The 20,881-nt window shown below is 70.0% G+C and carries 21 protein-coding genes and 1 riboswitch; of the genes, 13 read left to right on the top strand and 8 right to left on the bottom strand.

Translation table 11 applies throughout. From position 1 onward, the window contains the following. The 3 genes from ACZ58V_RS28180 to ACZ58V_RS28170 all read left to right on the top strand — a co-directional run. Nucleotides 1-788, top strand: a 788-nt coding sequence (locus ACZ58V_RS28180; protein WP_471293300.1) for a cytochrome c oxidase subunit I, incomplete at its 5' end; no start/stop codon positions are given. Then, complete coding sequence (locus tag ACZ58V_RS28175) at nucleotides 785-1,183, top strand: cytochrome c oxidase subunit 4 (RefSeq protein WP_382834031.1); 399 nt, start codon at nucleotides 785-787, stop codon at nucleotides 1,181-1,183. The genes ACZ58V_RS28180 and ACZ58V_RS28175, both read left to right, overlap by 4 nt. Before the next feature lie 143 nt (nucleotides 1,184-1,326). Next, nucleotides 1,327-2,586, top strand: coding sequence for a L,D-transpeptidase (locus tag ACZ58V_RS28170; RefSeq protein ID WP_471293297.1), 1,260 nt, complete (start codon nucleotides 1,327-1,329; stop codon nucleotides 2,584-2,586). Nucleotides 2,587-2,664: 78 nt separating this feature from the next. On the opposite strand, the gene ACZ58V_RS28165 is transcribed toward ACZ58V_RS28170, so the two are convergent. Further along, the gene (locus tag ACZ58V_RS28165; protein WP_471293295.1) at nucleotides 2,665-3,066 is read right to left on the bottom strand and encodes a response regulator; all 402 of its coding nucleotides are present in this window, start codon (nucleotides 3,064-3,066) and stop codon (nucleotides 2,665-2,667) included. A gap of 145 nt (nucleotides 3,067-3,211) precedes the next feature. On the opposite strand from ACZ58V_RS28165, the gene ctaE reads away from it, so the two are divergent. The 6 genes from ctaE to ACZ58V_RS28135 all read left to right on the top strand — a co-directional run bounded on the left by ctaE (nucleotide 3,212) and on the right by ACZ58V_RS28135 (nucleotide 10,309). Continuing rightward, nucleotides 3,212-3,832: an aa3-type cytochrome oxidase subunit III gene (gene ctaE / locus ACZ58V_RS28160; protein ID WP_399020800.1), complete on the top strand. Its 621-nt coding sequence runs from the start codon at nucleotides 3,212-3,214 to the stop codon at nucleotides 3,830-3,832. Nucleotides 3,833-3,913: 81 nt separating this feature from the next. Next, entirely contained in the window at nucleotides 3,914-4,726 is an 813-nt protein-coding gene (gene qcrC, locus ACZ58V_RS28155; RefSeq protein ID WP_184596416.1) for a cytochrome bc1 complex diheme cytochrome c subunit, read from the top strand. Further along, nucleotides 4,723-5,793 (top strand): cytochrome bc1 complex Rieske iron-sulfur subunit, encoded by a 1,071-nt coding sequence (gene qcrA / locus ACZ58V_RS28150; RefSeq protein ID WP_468193619.1) that lies wholly within the window; start codon nucleotides 4,723-4,725, stop codon nucleotides 5,791-5,793. The genes qcrC and qcrA overlap by 4 nt, the downstream gene beginning before the upstream one ends. After that, nucleotides 5,790-7,412, top strand: coding sequence for a cytochrome bc1 complex cytochrome b subunit (qcrB, locus tag ACZ58V_RS28145; protein ID WP_468193616.1), 1,623 nt, complete (start codon nucleotides 5,790-5,792; stop codon nucleotides 7,410-7,412). The genes qcrA and qcrB overlap by 4 nt, the downstream gene beginning before the upstream one ends. A 125-nt stretch (nucleotides 7,413-7,537) precedes the next feature. After that, on the top strand, nucleotides 7,538-8,602 hold the full coding sequence (gene trpD / locus ACZ58V_RS28140; protein WP_468193614.1) for an anthranilate phosphoribosyltransferase: 1,065 nt from the start codon (nucleotides 7,538-7,540) through the stop codon (nucleotides 8,600-8,602). A 74-nt stretch (nucleotides 8,603-8,676) separates the two neighbouring features. Beyond that, nucleotides 8,677-8,793: riboswitch (SAM riboswitch) on the top strand. Nucleotides 8,794-8,926: 133 nt separating this feature from the next. Beyond that, nucleotides 8,927-10,309, top strand: a complete 1,383-nt coding sequence (locus tag ACZ58V_RS28135) for an aminotransferase class V-fold PLP-dependent enzyme (RefSeq protein ID WP_471293290.1) — start codon at nucleotides 8,927-8,929, stop codon at nucleotides 10,307-10,309. Here the strand turns inward: ACZ58V_RS28135 and ACZ58V_RS28130 are convergent. The 7 genes from ACZ58V_RS28130 to ACZ58V_RS28100 all read right to left on the bottom strand — a co-directional run bounded on the left by ACZ58V_RS28130 (nucleotide 10,264) and on the right by ACZ58V_RS28100 (nucleotide 16,565). Further along, on the bottom strand, nucleotides 10,264-11,457 hold the full coding sequence (locus ACZ58V_RS28130; RefSeq protein WP_471293288.1) for a glycerate kinase: 1,194 nt from the start codon (nucleotides 11,455-11,457) through the stop codon (nucleotides 10,264-10,266). The two genes, ACZ58V_RS28135 and ACZ58V_RS28130, sit on opposite strands and share 46 nt — an antisense overlap. Nucleotides 11,458-11,466: 9 nt before the next feature. Beyond that, complete coding sequence (locus tag ACZ58V_RS28125) at nucleotides 11,467-12,882, bottom strand: SLC13 family permease (RefSeq protein ID WP_471293286.1); 1,416 nt, start codon at nucleotides 12,880-12,882, stop codon at nucleotides 11,467-11,469. Nucleotides 12,883-13,018: 136 nt separating this feature from the next. After that, nucleotides 13,019-13,678, bottom strand: a complete 660-nt coding sequence (locus tag ACZ58V_RS28120; protein WP_468193603.1) for a response regulator transcription factor — start codon at nucleotides 13,676-13,678, stop codon at nucleotides 13,019-13,021. Further along, nucleotides 13,675-15,186, bottom strand: a complete 1,512-nt coding sequence (locus ACZ58V_RS28115; RefSeq protein WP_468193601.1) for a sensor histidine kinase — start codon at nucleotides 15,184-15,186, stop codon at nucleotides 13,675-13,677. Before ACZ58V_RS28115 ends, ACZ58V_RS28120 begins: the two co-directional genes overlap by 4 nt. Then, nucleotides 15,116-15,442, bottom strand: coding sequence for a small secreted hydrophilic protein (locus ACZ58V_RS28110; protein ID WP_468193598.1), 327 nt, complete (start codon nucleotides 15,440-15,442; stop codon nucleotides 15,116-15,118). The genes ACZ58V_RS28115 and ACZ58V_RS28110 overlap by 71 nt, the downstream gene beginning before the upstream one ends. 92 nt (nucleotides 15,443-15,534) lie before the next feature. Beyond that, the gene (locus tag ACZ58V_RS28105; RefSeq protein WP_097216160.1) at nucleotides 15,535-15,816 is read right to left on the bottom strand and encodes an Lrp/AsnC family transcriptional regulator; all 282 of its coding nucleotides are present in this window, start codon (nucleotides 15,814-15,816) and stop codon (nucleotides 15,535-15,537) included. Continuing rightward, nucleotides 15,813-16,565 carry a rhomboid family intramembrane serine protease gene (locus ACZ58V_RS28100; protein WP_468193593.1) on the bottom strand — a complete coding sequence of 251 codons (753 nt, stop codon included), beginning with the start codon at nucleotides 16,563-16,565 and terminating at the stop codon, nucleotides 15,813-15,815. Before ACZ58V_RS28100 ends, ACZ58V_RS28105 begins: the two co-directional genes overlap by 4 nt. A 159-nt stretch (nucleotides 16,566-16,724) precedes the next feature. On the opposite strand from ACZ58V_RS28100, the gene ACZ58V_RS28095 reads away from it, so the two are divergent. The 4 genes from ACZ58V_RS28095 (at nucleotide 16,725) to ACZ58V_RS28080 (ending at nucleotide 20,853) form a co-directional block, all read left to right on the top strand. Beyond that, the gene (locus tag ACZ58V_RS28095) at nucleotides 16,725-16,964 is read left to right on the top strand and encodes a hypothetical protein (protein ID WP_184596435.1); all 240 of its coding nucleotides are present in this window, start codon (nucleotides 16,725-16,727) and stop codon (nucleotides 16,962-16,964) included. A 36-nt stretch (nucleotides 16,965-17,000) separates the two neighbouring features. Then, nucleotides 17,001-18,350 carry an NYN domain-containing protein gene (locus ACZ58V_RS28090; RefSeq protein ID WP_471293280.1) on the top strand — a complete coding sequence of 450 codons (1,350 nt, stop codon included), beginning with the start codon at nucleotides 17,001-17,003 and terminating at the stop codon, nucleotides 18,348-18,350. A 248-nt stretch (nucleotides 18,351-18,598) separates the two neighbouring features. Further along, on the top strand, nucleotides 18,599-19,639 hold the full coding sequence (locus ACZ58V_RS28085) for a C40 family peptidase (protein ID WP_468193587.1): 1,041 nt from the start codon (nucleotides 18,599-18,601) through the stop codon (nucleotides 19,637-19,639). Nucleotides 19,640-19,839: 200 nt separating this feature from the next. After that, the gene (locus tag ACZ58V_RS28080; protein ID WP_471293276.1) at nucleotides 19,840-20,853 is read left to right on the top strand and encodes a C40 family peptidase; all 1,014 of its coding nucleotides are present in this window, start codon (nucleotides 19,840-19,842) and stop codon (nucleotides 20,851-20,853) included. Nucleotides 20,854-20,881: the final 28 nt, after the last annotated feature.

Below are 20,881 nucleotides of genomic sequence, written 5' to 3'. Positions count from 1 at the left end.
ACCACATGTACGTCACCGGCGGTGTGCTGCTGCCGTTCTTCTCCTTCATGACCTTCCTCATCGCGGTCCCGACCGGTGTGAAGTTCTTCAACTGGATCGGCACCATGTGGAAGGGCTCGTTGTCCTTCGAGACACCGATGCTCTGGGCGACCGGCTTCCTGATCACCTTCACCTTCGGTGGTCTGACCGGCGTCATCCTGGCCTCGCCGCCGATGGACTTCCACGTCTCCGACTCGTACTTCGTGGTGGCGCACTTCCACTACGTCGTCTTCGGCACCGTGGTCTTCGCGATGTTCTCCGGCTTCCACTTCTGGTGGCCGAAGTGGACCGGCAAGATGCTGGACGAGCGCCTCGGCAAGATCACCTTCTGGACGCTGTTCATCGGCTTCCACGGCACGTTCCTGGTCCAGCACTGGCTGGGTGCCGAGGGCATGCCGCGTCGTTACGCGGACTACCTCGCGGCCGACGGCTTCACCGCGCTGAACACGATCTCGACGATCAGCTCGTTCCTGCTCGGCATGTCGATCCTGCCGTTCTTCTACAACGTGTGGAAGACGGCCAAGTACGGCAAGCCGGTCGAGGTCGACGACCCGTGGGGCTACGGCCGCTCCCTGGAGTGGGCCACCTCCTGCCCGCCGCCGCGGCACAACTTCATCACCATGCCGCGGATCCGCAGTGAATCCCCGGCGTTCGACCTGCACCACCCGGAGATCGCCGCTCTCGACCAGCTCGAGAACGCGGGGCACGGCGAGAAGGCCCTCGCCGGCGGCAAGGAGGCCGGCAAGTGAAGATCCAGGGCAAGATGTTCATGTGGCTGAGCTTCTTCGTCCTCGTCATGGCGGTCGTCTATGGCGTGTGGTCGAAGGAGCCGGCCGGCACCACGGCCCTCTTCCTGACCTTCGGCCTGTGCATCATGATCGGCTTCTACCTCGGCTTCACGGCCAAGCGGGTCGACGTGGGCGCGCAGGACAACAAGGAGGCGGACGTCGCGGACGACGCCGGCGAGGTCGGGTTCTTCAGCCCGCACAGCTGGCAGCCGCTCTCGCTGGCCATCGGCGGCGCCCTGGCCTTCCTGTCGGTCGCCATCGGCTGGTGGCTGCTGTACTTCTCGCTGCCGATCGTCCTGATCGGCATCTGGGGCTGGGTCTTCGAGTACTACCGCGGTGAGAACCGCACCCAGTAATACGCGCTGAGCGCTTCAGGGGCCCGGACACTCCGAGAGGAGTGTCCGGGCCCCTGCTTTCTGCCGTCTTTCTGCCGCAATATGTGTCACTCGTACGAGTCTCTCGGCGTGCCGCCGTTGACGGGTCTTCCTAGCGTGAGGTCATGAGCCACACAGCGATATCCCGGCCCCGCACCGTCGTCAGTTGCACGCTGCTGGTGATCGCCCTCTGCGCGGGCGTCACGGCCTGCGGCTCGGACGGCAATCCGCTCTCGCACCGCCCCTACGACGCGGCGGACCAGATCTCCTTCAACGGCCCCTCCGAGGGCCGTGAGAAGGCCGACCCGGACAAGCCCCTGGAAGTGGTCGCCGAGGACTCCGACGGGCGCATCACGGACGTCACGGCCTACGACGCCGCCGGACGCTACCTGGCGGGCGAACTCGCCGCCGACGGCAGCCGCTGGCACAGCACAGCACCGCTCGCCGCCAACGCCGACTACACCGTCCGGGTGAGCACCGAGGACGAGGACGGGGCGCCCGGCCGCAAGGTCCTCAGCTTCGACACCGGCAAGCCCACCACCAAGAAGCGCCTGGACGTCGCCTTCGGCCCCAAGGCGGGCACCTACGGCGTCGGCCAGCCCGTCACCGCAGAGCTGAGCCGGCCCGTCAAGGACAGGGCCCAGCGAGCCGTCGTCGAACGCGCGCTCAAGGTCTCCTCCATGCCCGCGGTGGACGGCGCCTGGCACTGGGTGGACGACAAGAAGCTCCACTACCGCCCGAAGGACTACTGGCCCGCACAGGCCACCGTCCAGGTCCGCAGCAACCTGGAGGGCATCAAGATCGGCGACCGCTTGTGGGGCGGCGGCAAGGCCAAGCCGCTGACGATCAGCACCGCCGACAAGCTCATAGCCGTCACGGACGCCTCGGCCCACCAGATGACGGTCTACAAGAACGACGAGATCATCCGCCAGATACCGGTGACCACGGGTATGCCGGGCTACGACACCCGCAACGGCGTCAAGGTCGTCCTGGCCAAGGAAGGCACCGTCCGCATGACCAGCGCCAGCATCGGCGCCTCGGACTTCTACGACCTGATCGTCCACCACTCCGTCCGCGTCACCAACAGCGGCGAGTACGTCCACGCCGCCCCCTGGTCGGTCGGCTCCCAGGGAGCCGCCAACGTCAGCCACGGCTGCACGGGCATGAGCACCGAGAACGCCGCGTGGTTCTACGACACCGTACGCGAGGGCGACATCGTCAAGGTCGTCAACTCCGGCGGCGACACCATGGCCCCCTTCGGCAACGGCTTCGGCGACTGGAACCTCGACTGGACGAAGTGGCGCACGGGCAGCGCCCTCCTCGGCGGCACCCCAGAGGGGCCCGCGGCAGCGGACAGCGCCCGCCTACGTCCTCAGAGCGTCTAGACGCCTCAGGGGCGCGGGGAACTGCGCGAACACCCCCCACGCACCCGCAGCCGCCACACAACCGGTCGAACCGAGCTCCTAGGCGTTCAAAGCCTTCTTCTCCCGCAGCAGAGAAGCCAACGCGGCCGCGAACTCCACCGGCTCCACCGGCAGGGTCACAGCCGACTCCGCACGACTCCAGGTCGCCAGCCACGCGTCCTGCGGCCGCCCGATCAGCAGCAGCACCGGCGGGCAGTCGAACACCTCGTCCTTGATCTGCCGGCAGAGCCCCATGCCCCCCATCGGCACGGCCTCACCGTCCAGCACACAGACATCGATCCCACCCCCGTCCAGCTCCTTGAGCACCGCGGCCGGAGTCGCGCACTCCAGGAACTCCACCACGGGGACGTCCGGCGCCGGCCGCCGTCCCGTGGCGAGCCGCACCTGCTCGCGGGTGTTGGAGTCGTCGCTGTAGACCAGCACCGTGGCGGTCGGCTGCATTGTTCCTCCGTGACGTCAGCGTCGTAAGGACAGGCCCGATGGGCGGGATGCTACTCCCTTGAACACCACGTCAACACCGGTACGACAGGCAGAGACACTCCGAACGGCACCCCCCGGAGTGAGGGCGGGATAAGCGACCGACATAATGTCGGTCGTGGCGACAGCAACGACAGCAGAAACCGGGCACGCGCACCCGTCGGTCAACCGGCCGAACCTCACCAGCGTCGGAACCATCATCTGGTTGAGTTCCGAGCTGATGTTCTTCGCGGCCCTCTTCGCGATGTACTTCACCCTGCGATCGGTGACGGGTCCCGATCACTGGAAGGAGATGGCCGACCATCTCAACTTCCCGTTCTCGGCGGCGAACACCACCATCCTGGTGCTCTCTTCCCTCACCTGCCAGCTCGGCGTCTTCGCCGCCGAGCGCGGTGATGTGAAGAAGCTCCGGATGTGGTTCATCGTCACCTTCGTGATGGGTGCGATCTTCATCGGCGGTCAGGTCCTCGAGTACACGGAGCTGGTCAAGGAGGCGGGCCTGTCCCTGTCCTCCGACCCCTACGGCTCGGTGTTCTACCTGACCACCGGCTTCCACGGCCTGCACGTGACGGGCGGTCTCATCGCCTTCCTGCTGGTCCTCGGCCGGACCTACGCCGCCAGCAGGTTCACCCATGAGCAGGCGACCGCCGCGATCGTCGTGTCCTACTACTGGCACTTCGTCGATGTCGTCTGGATCGGCCTCTTCGCCACGATCTACATGATCAAGTAGCAGGGCCCGCATCCACGCGTGCTCCATGAAGCGCGCATCCCAGAAGCATCGACGCAGAAGATCCTGACACCGGGGTAATCCGTGAAAAAGCTCTCCGCACGACGACGCCACCCGCTGGCGGCGCTCGTCGTCCTACTCCTCGCGCTGGCATGCACCGGGGGGCTGTATGCCGTGTTCGCACCGACGAGCCCGGCGAAGGCCGACGAAACCGCCCAGTCCCTCACCATCGAGGAGGGCAAGAAGCTCTACTCGGTCGGTTGCGCCAGTTGCCACGGCACCGGCGGTCAGGGCACCTCCGACGGGCCGAGCCTGGTGGGTGTGGGCGCCGCGGCCGTCGACTTCCAGGTGGGCACGGGCCGTATGCCGGCCGCCACCTCGCAGGGCCCGCAGGTCCCGGCGAAGAAGAACATCTACTCGCAGGCCGAGATCGACCAGCTCGCGGCGTACATCGCCTCGCTGGGCGCCGGTCCGTCCGTCCCGACGGAGGAGCAGTACGGCCCCGAGGGCGCCGACATCGCCAAGGGCGGTGAGCTGTTCCGCACCAACTGCGCGCAGTGCCACAACTTCACCGGCAAGGGCGGTGCGCTGACACACGGCAAGTACGCGCCGACCCTCGAGGGCGTCTCCGCGAAGCACCTCTACGAGGCCATGCAGACCGGCCCGCAGAACATGCCGTCCTTCCCCGACACCACGCTGTCGGAGAAGAACAAGAAGGACATCATCGCTTACCTCGACGCGGTCAACAGCGACAAGACCGAGAGCCCCGGCGGCCTCGAGCTCGGCGGCCTCGGGCCGGTCAGCGAGGGCCTGTTCGGCTGGATCTTCGGTCTCGGCGGACTGATCGCCGTCGCCGTGTGGGTCGCCGCCCGGACCGCAAAGGCCAAGAAGTCATGAGTAGCCAAGACATTCCAGAAGAGAACCTGCCCGCCGAGCACGCGGGACGTGACGAGCACGGGCACGACGCGGTCAGCGTCCCGGACGACAAGCACCCGTTCGCCGACCCGGGCCTGCCTCCCCACGAGCACCGGGTCCAGGACGTCGACGAGCGGGCCGCCAAGCGGTCCGAGCGTTCGGTCGCCCTGCTGTTCACGGTGTCGATGCTGGCCACCGTCGCCTTCATCGCCGCGTTCGTGGCGATCCCGGTCGACAAGTCGGTCTTCATCTTCCCGCTGGGTCACATCAGCGCGCTGAACTTCGCGCTGGGCATGACGCTCGGCATCGCGCTGTTCTGCATCGGCGCGGGCGCCGTCCACTGGGCGCGCACCCTGATGTCCGACGTGGAGGTCGCCGACGAGCGGCACGCGATCGCGGCGACGCCCGAGGTCCGCGAGAAGGTCTTCGCGGACTTCAAGCAGGGCGCCAAGGAGTCCGCGCTCGGCCGCCGCAAGCTGATCCGCAACACCATGCTCGGCGCGCTCACGCTGGTGCCGCTCTCCGGCGTCGTGCTGCTGCGCGACCTCGGCCCGCTGCCCGGCACCAAGCTCCGCCACACGCTGTGGTCCAAGGGCAAGCTGCTCGTCAACATGAACACGGACGAGCCGCTGCGTCCCTCGGACGTCGCGGTCGGCTCGCTCACCTTCGCCAAGCCCGAGGGCCTGGAGGAGCACGACCACGAGTTCCAGAACGAGATCGCCAAGGCCGCCCTGATGATCGTCCGGATCCAGCCGGAGAACATCAAGGACAAGCGCGAACTCGAGTGGTCGCACGAGGGCATCGTCGCGTACTCGAAGATCTGCACCCACGTCGGTTGCCCGATCTCCCTGTACGAGCAGCAGACGCACCACGTGCTCTGCCCCTGCCACCAGTCCACCTTCGACCTCTCCGACGGTGCCCGAGTGATCTTCGGTCCCGCTGGTCACGCCCTGCCGCAGCTCCGCATCGGCGTGAACGACGAGGGCTACCTCGAGGCGCTCGGCGACTTCGAAGAGCCCGTCGGCCCTGCTTTCTGGGAGCGCGGATGAGCACTGCACAAGAACGCCGCAAGGCGCCCGCGGGTGAGCGGGTCGCCGACTGGGCCGACGGCCGCCTCGGGATCTACTCCCTGGCCAAGGCCAACATGCGCAAGATCTTCCCGGACCACTGGTCCTTCATGCTGGGTGAGATCTGCCTCTACAGCTTCATCATCATCATCCTCACGGGTGTGTATCTGACGCTGTTCTTCCACCCGTCGATGAACGAGGTGGAGTACCACGGCAGTTACGTCCCGCTGCAGGGGCAGCTGATGTCGGAGGCGTTCGCCTCCACCCTGGACATCAGCTTCGACGTCCGCGGCGGTCTGCTGATCCGGCAGATCCACCACTGGGCGGCGATCATCTTCCTCGCCGGCATGTTCGTGCACATGATGCGCGTCTTCTTCACCGGCGCGTTCCGCAAGCCGCGCGAGATCAACTGGATGTTCGGCTTCCTGCTGTTCGTCCTGGGCATGTTCACCGGCTTCACCGGCTACTCGCTCCCGGACGACCTGCTCTCCGGCACCGGTGTCCGCTTCACGCAGGGCGCGATCCTGTCCGTGCCGATCGTGGGCACGTACATCTCGATGTTCCTGTTCGGCGGGGAGTTCCCGGGCACCGACTTCGTCGCCCGGTTCTACTCGATCCACATCCTGCTGCTGCCGGGCATCATGCTCGGGCTCGTGGTCGGCCACCTGATCCTGGTCTTCTACCACAAGCACACCCAGTTCGCGGGTCCCGGACGGACCAACAAGAACGTCGTCGGCATGCCGCTGCTGCCGGTCTACATGGCCAAGGCCGGAGGCTTCTTCTTCCTGGTCTTCGGTGTCATCTCGGCCCTCGCCGGCATCGCGACGATCAACCCGATCTGGGTCCTGGGCCCCTACCGTCCCGACCAGGTGTCGACCGGTGCCCAGCCCGACTGGTACATGGGCTTCGCCGAGGGTCTGATCCGTGCGATGCCGGGCTGGGAGGTCAACTTCTGGGGCCACACGCTCGTCCTGGGCGTGTTCATCCCGCTGGTGCTCTTCGGTGTCTTCCTCGGGATCATCGCCCTCTACCCGTTCATCGAGTCGTGGGTCACCGGGGACAAGCGCGAGCACCACATCCTGGACCGGCCGCGCAACGCCCCGACCCGCACCGGTGTGGGTGTCGCCTGGATCACCGGCTACATCATCATGCTGATCGGCGGCGGCAACGACATCGTCGCCACGCACTTCCATCTGTCGATCAACTCGGTCACCTGGTTCGTCCGGATCGGGTTCTTCCTCGGACCGGTCGTCGCCTTCATCGTCACCAAGCGCATCTGCCTCGGCCTGCAGCGCCGGGACAAGGAGAAGGTGCTGCACGGCCGCGAGTCGGGCATCATCAAGCGCCTGCCGCACGGTGAGTTCATCGAGGTGCACGAGCCGCTCAGCCAGGAGCAGATGTACACGCTCACCGCGCACGAGCAGTACCAGCCGGCCGAGATCGGTCCGACGACCGACGAGAACGGTGTCGAGCGCAAGGTGAAGGGCTCCGAGAAGCTGCGCGCCAAGCTCAGCGAGTCCTACTACGGCGAGGGGGCCCAGATCCCCAAGCCCACCGCCGAGGAGTACCGGGAGATCACGAGCGGCCACGGCCACCACTGATCACTGCTTCGCCACGCCACAGAAGGGCCTCGTCCGGTGTTCGGACGGGGCCCTTCGTGGTGCCCGGGGCTGGATAGGGTGGGACCACTGCTTTTACGTGACGTACGACGACCCAGGAGCGGCTGATGAGCGCTGTGACCCCCGCTGGAGGCGACACCGCGGCGGGCCGCTCCTGGCCCGCCCTGCTGAACGGCCTGCTGGACGGCAGGCACCTGAGCGCGGACGACACCGCCTGGGCGATGGACCTGATCATGCGCGGCGAGGCGACCGAGGCGCAGATCGCGGGCTTCGTGGTGGCCCTGCGGGCCAAGGGCGAGACCGTCGAGGAGATCAACGGCCTCGTCCGGACGATGTACGCGCACGCCAACGTGATCGAGGTGCCCGGGGCGACGGTCGACATCGTCGGCACGGGCGGTGACGGCGCCAAGACGGTCAACATCTCCACGATGTCCTCGATCGTCGTCGCCGGCACGGGCGCGAAGGTCGTCAAGCACGGCAACCGGGCCGCCTCCTCGGCGTCCGGGGCCTCCGACGTGCTGGAGAAGCTCGGGGTCAATCTGGAGCTGCCGCTGCACCGGGTCGCGGAGGTCGCCGAGGAGGCCGGGATCACCTTCTGCTTCGCGGTGAAGTTCCACCCGGCCCTGCGCCACGCGGGCGCGGCACGCGGCCAGCTGGGCATCCGTACGGTGTTCAACGCGCTCGGCCCGCTGACCAACCCGGCCCGGGTGCGCGCCCAGGCCGTCGGTGTGGCGGACCCGCGCATGGCGCCGATCGTCGCGGGCGTCTTCGCCGAGCGCGGCAACTCGTCCCTGGTCTTCCGGGGCGACGACGGCCTGGACGAACTGACCACCACGGCCACCTCCCGGGTGTGGATCGTCCGGGACGGCAAGGTCACCGAGGAGCCCTTCGACCCGCGTGACGTGGGCCTCGAACTGGTCCCCGTGGAGGCCCTGCGCGGCGCGGACGCCTCCTACAACGCCGAGGTCGCCCGCCGCCTGCTGGAGGGCGAGACCGGGCCGGTCCGCGACGCGGTCCTGCTGAACTCGGCGGCCGCGCTGGTGGCTCTGGAGCCGACGGCGGCACCCCTGGCCGACCAGGTCCGTGCCGGGATGGCGAAGGCGGCGGAGTCGATCGACTCGGGGGCCGCGAAGCGGACCCTGGAGCGCTGGGTGGCCGCGAGCAACGCCTAGCGGATCTCGTACGGCGTCCCGCGATCCGGACTCGGGTTGCGGGACGCCGATCTTTTCGCGTACTTTCCTGATCAGGTCATGAGTGACAGTCATGAGGCCCCGGCCGACTGTCCGGCAACCCTCCGTCCGTGGCGGGGTGCCCCGGGTGAAGACCAGGCCGTAGGCAGCGAGGTCTATGGCAAGCGCGTGACGAGGAGTTTCTCGTGAACCAGCGAATGCGATAGGGCCGCAGAGCCCCGCCTCCGCACCCCCTCTTTCCTTCGCCCCCGCTTGAGCCGCATGTGCTCGCGGGCGGATTCCACCTGCCTTCACGGGAGTTCCGCCATGTCTGTCTCCACCGCTGCCGCCGACCAGTCAGTTTGTGCCTCTCTGCCCGTTCTTGGCCGGGATGTCACCGTGCCGCTCGTGACCGGGGGCGAGGTCACCTACGCCGCGCTCGACTACGCCGCCAGCGCCCCGGCGCTCCAGCGCGTCTGGGACGACGTCGCCGCCTACGCGCCGTACTACGGCAGCGTCCACCGTGGTGCCGGGTACCTGTCCCAGCTGTCGACCGACCTCTTCGAGAACGCCCGGCGGACCGTCGCGGAGTTCCTCGGCTGCCGGGACGGTGACCAGGTGGTGTTCACCCGGTCCACCACCGACTCCCTGAACCTCCTCGCCGCCGCGCTCCCGGCCGACTGCCAGGTCTTCGTCTTCGAGACCGAGCACCACGCCTCCCTGCTGCCGTGGCGGAACGCGCGCGTCACCTACCTGGACGCCCCGAGCAGCCCGCGCCAGGCCGTCGAGACCCTGGAGCGCGCCCTCGCCGACCGGACTGTGTCGATCGAGGGGGGCCACGGGCCGGCCCTCGTCTGCGTCACCGGCGCCTCGAACGTCACCGGCGAGCTGTGGCCCGTACGGGAGCTCGCGGCCGCCGCGCACGCCCATGGCGCCCGGATCGTGCTGGACGCCGCCCAACTGGCCCCGCACCACCCGGTGTCCGTCGCGGACCTCGACGTCGACTGGGTCGCCTTCTCCGGGCACAAGCTGTACGCGCCCTTCGGCTCCGGCGTCCTGGCCGGCCGGTCCGACTGGCTGCGTGAGGCGGATCCGTACCTCGCGGGCGGCGGTGCCTCGCGGAAGGTGGCGCGGCGTACGGACGGCGGCGTCGACGTGGAGTGGCACGACAGTGCCGCCCGTCACGAGGCCGGCTCCCCGAACGTCATCGGCGCCTACTCCATCGCCTCCGCCTGCACGGCGCTCACCGAGGCCGGGTTCGACAACCTGGTCGCGCGCGAGCAGTACCTGATCGAGAAGGTGCGTACGGGCCTCGCCGAGGTGCCGCAGGTCCGGATCCTCTCCCTCTTCGGTGACGACGCCCCGCGCGTCGGCGTCATCTCCTTCGTAGTCGAGGGCTGGAACAGCTCCCACTTCGCCGCCGCCCTCTCCGCCGAGTACGGCATCGGGGTGCGGGACGGGCTGTTCTGCGCCCACCCCCTGCTGCGGACCCTGCTGGGCAGCGACCCGCAGACCCAGGGCGAGTGCGGCGCACCGGAGGCGGCTCCCGGTGAGAAGTCCCTCAACGCCATCCGGGTGAGCTTCGGCGCGGGCACGCCCGACGAGCATGTCGAGCGGTTCGTCAGCGCCGTCAAGGAGCTGGTCCAGGACGGTGCGCGGTGGAACTACCGCACGGAGGACGGCCGTTGCGTCCCGGACACCTCCGCGTGAGCCGGTAGCCGGGCACCCAGAAGGATCATCCCCAGGGCGCGTTCGGTCGCGTCCGTGAGGAGTTCGGAGGCCCGCACCAGGGCCTCCGCCAGGGCCATCGGAGCCGGCAGGATGCCGCTGAACGCGTCCACGCCCGGCACCTTGTGCGCGCCCTCGCCGAGCGTGCCCGCCAGGGCCAGGACCGGGCGGCCGTGGAGCTTGGCCCGGCGGGCCACCTCGGCCGGGACCTTGCCGCGCGGTGTCTGGTGGTCCAGGGCGCCCTCGGCGGTGACGACCAGGTCGGCGCGGGCCAGCCGGGCGTCCAGGTCGAGATGGTCCAGCAGCACGTCGAAGCGGGGCAGGAGCCGGGCGCCCAGGGCGGCGAGGCCGGCTCCCAGGCCGCCGGAGGCCCCGGTTCCGGGGCCGGAGCGGAGGTTCGTGTCCGGGACGGCGACATCGCGGGTGAGGACGAAGGCCCAGTTCTCCAGGCCGGCCGACAGCTCCTCGACCTGGAGTGGCGTCGCGCCCTTCTGCGGGCCGAAGACCCGGGCGACGCCCCGCTCGCCGCACAGCACGTTGTAGGGGTTGCAGGCCACGAGCAGTTCCACGTCGGCCAGCCGGGAGTCCAGGCCCCGCGGATCGATGCGGTGCAGACGCGCCAACGCGGCTCCTCCGTACGGCAGTTCCCGGCCCTCCTCGTCCAGGAGCCGGGCCCCGAGCGCCTGGAGCGCGCCCGCGCCGCCGTCCGAGGTGCCCGAGTCGCCGCAGCCGACGAGGATCCGCCCAACGCCCCGGTCGAGCGCGGAGCGGATCAGTTCGCCGACACCGTACGTGGTGGTGGCGCCCGGGTCGCGCAGCTCGCACGGGACGAGGGAGAGGCCCGCGACCGCCGCCATCTCCACCACCGCCGTGTCACCTGAGCCCAGCAGGGCGAAGTGGGCGCCGATGGTCTCCCCGACGGGGCCGGTGGCGGGCACGGTGACGAGCCGGCCGCCGGTCGCGGCGGCCAGGGCGACGGCCGTGCCCTCGCCGCCGTCCACCAGCGGAACCAGGTCGATCTCGGCGTCGGGCAGGACACGGCGGACACCTGCGGCGATGGCGTCGGCCGCCGCCTCCGCGGACAGGGACTCCTTGAAGCCGCTGGGGGCTACGACGACACGGGTCAGCATGAGGGCTCCTTAACGGGTGACGGACACGCCGAGCAGCGGCCACACCGCGACGGCGAAGAGCAGGACGAGCGCGGCGGTCAGCGGGGCCAGGAACGCGGACAGCCGCAGCAGGTCCCGCGGGGTGTAGGTGGGGGTGCCGGGGATCTGCGCGAAGAGCGTGACCGGCTTGGCCGAGGCGGGCAGGGTGTGGCAGAAGCCGGCGGCGGCGGTGGAGGCGAGCGCGGCGGCGACCGGGTTGACGCCGACGCCGACCGCGGCGGCCACGACCAGCGGGACCAGGACCGACGAGCGGGCCGAGCGGGACTGCAGGACCAGGTGGGCCGCCGTACTGACGGCGATCACGATCGCCAGGAACATCACCGGGGGCTGGCCCGTCGGCAGCCCCGAGACCAGCCACTTCGCCGCTCCCGAGTCGGCGAGCGCGACGCCCATCGCCATCGTCGCCGCCATGAACAGCAGCAGCGACCAGGGGACGGTCTTCAGCGCGTCCTTCAGGCGGACGGTGCCGAGGGCGGGGGAGGAGGCGATGACGGCGCCGATCAGCGCGACCAGGGCGGGCGGCACCCGGTGCAGCGGCTCACTGCACCACAGCAGCACCACCGTGGCGAGGAGCAGGGTGCAGCGCTTCTCGGCCTGGTTCCAGGGGCCGGTCACCGGCTGCTCGCTGTGCTCCTGGATCTGCTCCGGGGTGATGCTGACGGGGCCGCGGCGGTCCGCCCGCCGGGTCGTCGTCAGCATCACGAGCTCGGCGGCCAGATGGGACGAGGCCACGGCCAGCGGCAGGCCCAGCAGCAGCCACTCCGTGAAGCCGATGTGCTGCCCGGTCGTCTCCCACAGCACCGACACGGTGATCAGATGCGCGCCCGCGCCGATCAGGGTCGCCACCGCCGACAGAAGGATCACGGTCGGAAAGAGCAACGCCAGCATCACGACCAGTCGCCTCCGGTCGGCGAGGACCTTCGCGAGGGCCAGGAACACCGGCAGCGCGAGCGCGGCCCGGCCCGAGGTGGCGGGCACCGCGAACGCCGTGACGACCAGGGCGGCCGTCGTCAGGTGCACGAGCTGCCGTACGGTGCGTGCCCCGCTGACCAGGAACACCGCCGCCCGGCCGGCGAGCCCGGTCCGGCTCACCGCGGCCGCCAGCACGAACGCGCAGATCAGCAGCCACACCGTGGCATCGCCGAGCGTGCCGAACAGGGTGTCGCTGCTGATCACCCCGGTCACCGTGAGCGCGAGTCCGGCGCCCAGCGCGATATAGGTGTCGTCGATCGACGTCCCGATCCAGGCGCAGGTCGCGAACACGAACACGGCGAGCGTGAAACGGGCGTCGCCGCCGAGGCCGGGGAAGTTCCCGGGGATCGCGAGCAGCAGACACACGGACAGCGCCACGCACAGACAGGCGGTGGTTCGGAGATTCAGCGTCACACCATCGAGGTTCCGCGCGGGCGGTGAGTCGCCCATGAGCCCCACATGAAGGAGTTTTCACATGTCCTTCAGGGGCGCGGGGAACTGCGCGAACAACCACAGCGAACCCGCACCCGGCAACGACGCCCACGCGGCACTACGGCACCCGGTACCCCATCCCCCGCACCGTCTCCACCCGCTCCGCCCCCAGCTTCTTCCGCAGTGTCCGTACGTACACATCCACGATGTTGGACCCCGGATCGAAGTCGTACCCCCACACATGCGACAGGATCTGCTCCCGGGACAGCACCTGCCCCGGATGCCGCAGAAACAGCTCCAGCAACACGAACTCACGAGCCGTCAGATCAATCGTCCGCTCCCCGGACCGCGCACGCCTGGTACGGAGATCGAGGCTCAGGGAGCCCGACCGAAGCACCGTCACCTCCGGCGCCCGCGCCGCCGTACGGAGCCTCAGCCGTACCCGGGCGAGCAGCTCCTCGAAGCGGAACGGCTTGGTCATCCAGTCGTCGGCGCCGCCCTCCAGGCCGGCCACCGTGTCCCGTACGGAGTCCCGCGCGGTCAGCACGATCACCGGCACCGACACCCGCGCCTCACGCAGCTCGCGCAGGATCGTGAAGCCGTCCCGGCCGGGCAGCCCGATGTCCAGGACGACGAGGTCGAAGCCGCCGGTCAGGGCGTATTCGTACCCCGCGTCGCCGTCGGTGACGACGGTCGTGGTGAAGCCGTTGGAGCGCAGGCCCTTCTCCACGAAGGAGGCGATGCGCTCCTCGTCCTCGACGATGAGGATGCGGTTCACGGGGAGTCCCCTTCCGGTGCCCGGGGTGCGTGCAGAACGAGGGCGAACGTGGCGCCGCCACCGGGCGTGCCGTAGAGCCGTACCCGGCCCCGGTGGCCCTCGGCGATGGCCTTGACGATGGACAGCCCGAGTCCCGCGCCGGAGCCCCGGGTGCCGCGGCGGGCCGTGCCGCGCCGGAAGCGTTCGAAGATCACCTCGGCGTCCTGGGGCTGCACCCCGGGCCCGGAGTCGGCCACATACAGCTCCAGGTCCGGGCCGTCGGTGCGGGAGCCGATGCGGATGGTCTGGCCGGTCGTGGTGTGCTGCACGGCGTTCTGCGCGAGCTGCACCATGGCCTGGGTGATCCGCTGCGGATCCAGCTCGGCCTCCAGGTCGGCGACCCCGTCGAGCCGCCAGTCGCGTTCGCCCAGGGTGCGGGCCTTGACGTAGACGTCGGCGGTGAGTTCGGCGACCTGGACCGGCTCGGGGGTGACGAAGTCGGGGCGTTCGGCCTTGGCGAGGAGCAGCAGGTCCTCGACGATGCGGCTCATCCGGTCCAGCTCGTCGGTGACCAGCCGGACCGTCTCCTCACGTTCGGCCGGGTCGTCGCCCATGAGTTCCAGATGGCCGCGCACGATGGTGATGGGGGTACGCAGTTCGTGCCCGGCGTCGTCGACGAACTCGCGCTGGGCGGCGAAGGCCCGCTCCAGCCGGTCGAGCATGCCGTTGAACGTCTCGGCGAGGGCCGCTATGTCGTCGTTGCCGTGCACCGGGATCCGCCGGGTGAGGCCCTGCTCGGTGAGCTGGGCCGCCGCGGTGCGCACCACCCGCACCGGTTTGAGGATCCGCCCGGCGACCGCCCAGGCGATGCCGACGGTCAGCAGCAGGGCGACCCCGGAGATGACGAGCAGCGTGCGGAACATGTCGTTCACCCGTGCCCGCTCGCGTTCCGGGTGGAAGGCGACGACGAACGCCGCGTCCGGCGCCCGGCCCTGCCGGGCCACGGTGACCTTCGCCCAGCGGATCTCGCCCTCGGGGCGCTGGAGCACCCCGGAGGACTCGGGCGAGTCGAAGACGGCGCGCTTGGCACGGGGATCCCGGTGCAGGGGCAGGGCGACGGGCAGGTCGTGCTGCTGGCGGATCTGCCGGGGGCCGCTGCCCGCCCGGCCGACCAGGCCGATCAGCTCCTCGTCCGCGTCGGGGTACTGCCGTTCCAGGAACACCGTCAGCAGCCGGTTCGCGTCGGTGAACGGGCGGCCGGTCTGCGGATCCCCGCCCCGTTCCTCGAAGTTGGCGAACTCGCCGGTCTCCTGGGTGAGCAGGCGGTTGATCCGGTTGTCGACGTCCCGCAGCAGGAAGGAGCGGGTGGTCATGGCAACCGAGGCGAGCGCGACCGCCATCACGAGCAGCAGCCAGAGCAGGATGCGGACCCGGGCGGAGACGCGCCGCCGGCCGGGGTCAGTTGTCGGAGCCGGGTCCGTCGTCGCCCGGTCCGTCGTCTCCGTTGCCCTGGCCGCCGTCGTCGTCATCGTCGTCACTCGCTGAGCTGTCGGTCACCGGGGGCCGCGAGACGACCTCGTCGCCCGGCGTGGCGTCGGGCGGCGTGGGCTTCGAGGCGGGCGTGAGCGTGGAGGTGGGCGTGGGCGAGCGGTGGTCCAGCTCCACCTGCTGGGAGGGGACCTTGGGCGACTCGGGACTGTCCGCGAGGGCGTAGCTGGTCGCGGCGATGCCCAGCGGGATCAGCACGACGGCGGACAGGGCCGCCATCCGGCGAGAGAAAACCATGCGCCCGATCCTGCGGACGGAACCCGGCGGGCAGGATGAAGTCCGGATGAAGAACTCTTCATCCGGAGCCCGCGTTCATGAGCGGCGGTTCCTCAGTTGTCCAGCCCGATCGAGAACGCCGCCTCCAGGTCGTGCTGCGAGTAGGTACGGAACGCCACGTGCGTGTCCGTGCCCTCCACACCGGGGATCTTGCTGATCCGGCCGGGGATGACCTCGGCGAGGTCCTCGTGCTGCTTCACCCGGACCATCGCGATGAGGTCGTAGGTGCCGGTGACGGAGAAGACCTCGCTGACGCTGTCCAGCGCCGCGATCGACTCCGCGATCTCGGGGATCCGGTCCACGCTGGTCTTGATGAGGACGATCGCGGTGATCACGGCTGGTTCTCTCCCTCGGGGGCCGGAGCAGGGGCGGTCTTCACTCTAGTGGGGCCGGTGGGACGGCCGTAGCGGACCGAGGCGTAGCAGAAGCCCAGACCGAAGCCGATCAGGTGGGCGAGGTAGGCCACCCCGGGCCCGTCCGAGGCCCGTCCCGCCGCCAGCCACTGCAGTGCCGCCCAGAACGGCAGCACGACCCAGGCCGGGAAGCGCACCGGCAGGAAGAAGAGGAACGGCAGGAGACTGGTCACCCGGGCACGGGGGAACAGGTACAGGAACGCGCCGAGGACCGCCGAGATCGCCCCGGAGGCACCGACCAGGGACTGCTCGGAGTCCGCGTTGGCGACGGCGTACCCGAGCAGGGCCAGGTAGCCGCAGCCGACGTAGAACAGGGTGAACTGCACCCGCCCCATCCGTTCCTCGGTCATCGCCCCGAAGACGTAGAGGAAGAGCATGTTGCCGAGCAGGTGCACCCAGGTGCCGTGGACGAAGAGCGCCGTCGCCGGGGTGAGGGCCGCCCCGGGGGATCCCTCGAACAGTTCTGCGGGAATCACGCCCCAGTGCCGGAAGTAGGCCCGCTGCGCGGCGAGCAGATCGTCGCCCGAGCCGTACGCCGGGCCGATGCCCGAGGCGGGCCCGGCCAGGAAGACCGTGCAGCACAGGGCGATCAGTGCGTACGTCACGGGCGCCGACGATCCCCTGATCGATCCGCTCACCCGGCCGATCGACGCGCTCCACTTGCTGATCATGGGTACAGAGCATGACGTAACCGGACGCAACCGCACAGACCGCCTCGCCGCCGTGGACACGCAGGCGACGAGGACCATGCAGGCCGTAGGGTTACGAGCCACACGCACCGGGGAAGCCGGTGGCGTCACGGACACTAGAAGGAAAGAGAACAGGCCACGATGACGGTTCCCCTGCCGACCGCCGAGACGCGGTGGCGCTGCACCCTCTGCGGCAACCTCACGCGTTTCGACGTGACCCGCTCGTCGAAGGTCGTCGAGTACGTCCACCTCGACCTTGCCGGAGAGGCGAAGGTCGAGGAGCGCGAGGTGCTCAGTGAGACCATCGAGTCGGTGCGCTGCCGCTGGTGCAACGCGGTGGACCAGGTGGAACTCGTGGACAGGCCGGGCGCCGGCTCCTGAGGGGAGCGGGCCCGCACAGGCATTGGGGTGTGACGGATGGTGGAGACCACAGGCGGGGGGCCGGGCGACGGCGCCGCCGAGGTGCTCGACCGTCCGCTGCCCGACGGCGTGCGCCGCAAGGTCGTGCAGATCGTCTCCGACGGCTTCGGATCGCTGACGGTCGGCGAGCTGCCCGCACAGCTCAGGCAGTACGCCCGGTTCGCCCCGAACCGCAGAGCCAAGTTCGCCGGCAACGCCATGGCCTCGGCGCTGGAGACCGATCCGCTCTTCCGGCAGCGCATCGGGGAGAAGCTCAGAGAGGCCCAGCCGGAACTGGCCGGCGCCCTCGACTCAGGCTCCCCGCCCCCGGCCGCGGACCCGCTCGACGTGGCGGCCGCGGCCTACGTACTGCGGCCGACCGACTGGGTGAAGCTGGTGACCGCCGCCGGCGAGGAGGCCCAGCGGGCCGACGCCGAGCGCGCCGACGAGGAGAGCCGGGCCGAGCTGGAGCGGCTCCGCGACGAGCTGGCCCGGGCCCGTGACCACACCAGGACCGAGACCGAGCGGCTGCGCACGGAGCTGGAATCGGCCAAGAGGGAATCCGAGTCGCTGCACCGCAAGCTCCGAGCCGCCCTCAGCGACGTCAAGCGCGGCGAGGCCGCCCTGCGCAAGGCGCACGGCGAGATGGAGGCCGTGCGCGCCGAGGGGCACGCCCAGGTGTCCGCCGCCGAGAGCGAGACCCGGCGGCTCAAGGCCCGGCTGGGGGAGGCCGAGGCGGCCCTGGAGGCCACGCGCCGGGCGGCCCGCGAAGGCCGCAGCGTCGAGGACATGCGGGTGCGGCTGCTGCTGGACACCCTGCTGGACGCCACGCAGGGGCTCCGGCGCGAACTGGCCCTGCCGCCGGTTTCGGTGCGGCCCGCCGAGACCGTGGACGCAGTCGAGCCGGGCCGGATGAGCCCGAAGGACATCGCCGCCCGCGCGCTCTCCGAGAACGACCCGCAGGTCCTCGACCAGCTGCTGGCGCTGCCGCAGGCCCATCTGGTCGTCGACGGCTACAACGTCACCAAGACCGGCTATCCGCAGATGCCGCTGGAGAAGCAGCGCCTCAGGCTGCTGGGGCAGCTCTCTCAACTGGCGGCGCAGAGCGGCGCCGAGGTGACATGCGTCTTCGACGGGGCCGAACTGGCCGCGCCGGTCCTGCTGGCGCCGCCGCGCGGGGTACGGGTGCTGTTCTCGAAGCCGGGCGTCACCGCCGACGAGCTCATCCGTCAACTCGTGCGCGCCGAACCACCCGGAAGGCCGGTCATCGTGGCGTCCACCGACCGGGAGGTCGCCGACGGGGTGGCCCGGGCCGGCGCCCGGCCCGTGGCCTCGGCGATGCTCCTCAAGCGCCTTTCGCGTGCCTAGGCGCCGTACGGGCGATGCGTAACGTCCGGGCGTGATGCCCGAATTGGTGAGACCTGTGGACCACGTTAAGTCAAGTGAGTCTCACCGCCTGTGAGTCCAGGGGAAAAGTTGGCTCACTGTGACGCAATTTTTCATCTGAGGATTTGAACTGATCACAGGAAGGTCACTAGGGTCGGGCTCCGAAACCTCCGCTCGGGTGATCACTCATCGGGAGAGACGGCGGAGGGGGCAGAAGGAGCTTTTCACCCGTGGCGTCCCACCGTCGTCCCAAGCAGCCGAGCCGCGCACGTGTGACCGTGCTGACCACAGCCGCCGCCGCTGCCGTCGCCTTCAGCTCGCAGGCCGCCAACGCGGCCCCCAGCGAGAAGCCGAGTAAGGACGAGGTCAAGGCGAAGGTCGACAAGCTCTACGAAGAGGCGGAGCAGGCCACCGAGAAGTACAACGGGGCCAAGGAGAAGCAGGAGAAGCTCCAGAAGGAGATCTCCACCATCCAGGACAACGTCGCCCGCGGCCAGGAGGAGCTCAACGAGCTGCGCGACAGCCTGGGCCTCGCGGCCGCGTCGCAGTACCGGACCGGCTCCATCGACCCCTCGGTCCAGCTCTTCCTCTCCTCGAACCCGGACGACTACCTCGAGAAGGCCTCCACGCTCGACCAGCTGAGCAGCCAGCAGGTCGAGGCGCTGAAGAAGGTCCAGGAGAAGCAGCGCGAACTCGCCCAGGAGCGCGCCGAGGCCTCCGAGAAGCTCAAGGACCTCGCCTCCACCCGCACCGAACTGGGCAAGAAGAAGAAGGAAGTCCAGGGCAAGCTCGGCTCCGCGCAGAAGCTGCTCAACAGCCTCACCGCCGCCGAGAAGCAGGCGCTCGCCGCCGAGCAGGACCGCGCCAGCCGGGACAGCCAGCGCGACGCCCTCACCGGCAACGTCCCGTCCGGCTCGGGCCGGGCCGCCGCGGCCTTCGCCTTCGCCGAGAGCCAGCTCGGCAAGCCCTACGTCTACGGCGCCACCGGCACCAGCTCCTACGACTGCTCCGGTCTCACCTCCCGGGCCTACGCGGCGGCCGGCATGCAGATCCCGCGCACCTCCGAGGCGCAGTCCCAGATCGGCACCAGGATCTCCTCGGTCAGCCAGCTCAAGGTCGGCGACCTGGTCTTCTTCTTCAACGACCTGCACCACGTCGGCCTCTACGCCGGCAACGGACAGATCATCCACGCGCCGCGCACCGGCACGGTCGTCCGCTACGAGTCGATGGACACCATCGGCGGCCCGTTCATGTTCGGCGTCCGCGTCTGACGAACGGCACCCCCGAGGACACCGTGTCCGCCATTCGGGGGAATCGCCACATCCTTGAGTAAGCCCACGCCCCGCCGGTGACCTGCGTCAGCGGCGGGGCGTCGTGTCGCGTACCCACGGATGGTCGTTGGCTGCCCCCGGTCGCGGGGCTACTGTCTGCCGCGTTTCCAAGTCCGTCAGCGGAAGGAGAGCGGCTTCCCGTGGGGTCCCATCGCCGACTTGCACCGTCCGGGTTCGACCGGGGCGCCGGTGCCGCGGTCGGCTTCCTGTCCGTCGCGGCCACCGCCCTGTGCGCGCTGCCGGCCGCGTCCGCACCGTACGACGACACCAGGGCCGAGGTGGACCGCCTCTACGAGCAGGCCGAGAAGGCCACCGAGGCCTACAACAAGGCCGACGAGCGCGCCGACGAGCTGCGCGAGGAGGCCGGTACCGCCCGGGACCGGATCGCCCGGCAGCAGCAGCGCATCAACTCCATGCGGGAGTCGCTCGGTTCGCTCGCCGGCGCCCAGTACCGCTCGGGAGGCCTCGACCCGTCCCTCGCCCTGCTGTTCTCCGACGACCCGGAGGACTACCTCGACCGGGCCGCCCGGCTGGACCGCGTCACCGCCCACCAGGCCGGTGAGCTGAAGGGCCTCCAGGACGCCATGCGCGAACTCGCCCGGGACCGCGAGGAGGCCGCCGCGAAGCTCCGCGAACTGGAGAAGAGCCGCAAGACGGTCGCCGTCCACAAGAAGTCGGTCGAGCGGAAGCTCGCCACGGCCCGGCGGCTGCTCAACTCCCTGCCGGAGGCCGAGCGCGCCGCCTACGACCGGGCCTCCCGCTCCGGCCGAGGAGACCTGCCCTACCTCGGGAACGCCACCCCCGCCTCGGGACGTGGGGCCGCCGCCGTCGCAGCCGCCCGCAGCGTGGTCGGCAGGCCCTACGTCTGGGGCGCCAACGGCCCCTCCGGCTTCGACTGTTCGGGCCTGACACAGTGGTCGTACGCGCAGGCCGGGGTGTCCCTGCCGCGCACCTCGCAGGCCCAGCGGTACGCCGGCCGGCAGGTCCCGCTGTCCGAGGCGCGCCCCGGTGACCTGGTCGTCTACCGGGACGACGCCAGCCATGTCGGGATGTACATGGGCAACGGCCAGGTCATCCACGCGCCCTACCCCGGCGCACCCGTGCGCTACGACCCGGTCGGGATGATGCCCGTCTCCTCGGTCACCAGGGTCTGACCGGCGCGGCCCGGCGCCCGTACGATCG

It is taken from the genome of Streptomyces sp. NPDC040589 (assembly GCF_055594445.1).
This window is presented reverse-complemented; position numbering and strand designations above follow the sequence as displayed.

Coding starts and splice junctions, on each gene's coding strand:
- ACZ58V_RS28170 (WP_471293297.1), top strand. CDS start 1,327: ATGAGCCACACAGCGATATCCCGGCCCCGCACCGTCGTCAGTTGCACG.
- ACZ58V_RS28095 (WP_184596435.1), top strand. CDS start 16,725: ATGACGGTTCCCCTGCCGACCGCCGAGACGCGGTGGCGCTGCACCCTC.
- ACZ58V_RS28090 (WP_471293280.1), top strand. CDS start 17,001: ATGGTGGAGACCACAGGCGGGGGGCCGGGCGACGGCGCCGCCGAGGTG.
- ACZ58V_RS28115 (WP_468193601.1), bottom strand. CDS start 15,186: ATGACGACGACGGCGGCCAGGGCAACGGAGACGACGGACCGGGCGACG.
- ACZ58V_RS28165 (WP_471293295.1), bottom strand. CDS start 3,066: ATGCAGCCGACCGCCACGGTGCTGGTCTACAGCGACGACTCCAACACC.
- ctaE (WP_399020800.1), top strand. CDS start 3,212: ATGTCGGTCGTGGCGACAGCAACGACAGCAGAAACCGGGCACGCGCAC.
- ACZ58V_RS28135 (WP_471293290.1), top strand. CDS start 8,927: ATGTCTGTCTCCACCGCTGCCGCCGACCAGTCAGTTTGTGCCTCTCTG.
- ACZ58V_RS28110 (WP_468193598.1), bottom strand. CDS start 15,442: ATGGTTTTCTCTCGCCGGATGGCGGCCCTGTCCGCCGTCGTGCTGATC.
- ACZ58V_RS28100 (WP_468193593.1), bottom strand. CDS start 16,565: ATGATCAGCAAGTGGAGCGCGTCGATCGGCCGGGTGAGCGGATCGATC.
- qcrB (WP_468193616.1), top strand. CDS start 5,790: ATGAGCACTGCACAAGAACGCCGCAAGGCGCCCGCGGGTGAGCGGGTC.
- qcrA (WP_468193619.1), top strand. CDS start 4,723: ATGAGTAGCCAAGACATTCCAGAAGAGAACCTGCCCGCCGAGCACGCG.
- trpD (WP_468193614.1), top strand. CDS start 7,538: ATGAGCGCTGTGACCCCCGCTGGAGGCGACACCGCGGCGGGCCGCTCC.
- ACZ58V_RS28130 (WP_471293288.1), bottom strand. CDS start 11,457: ATGCTGACCCGTGTCGTCGTAGCCCCCAGCGGCTTCAAGGAGTCCCTG.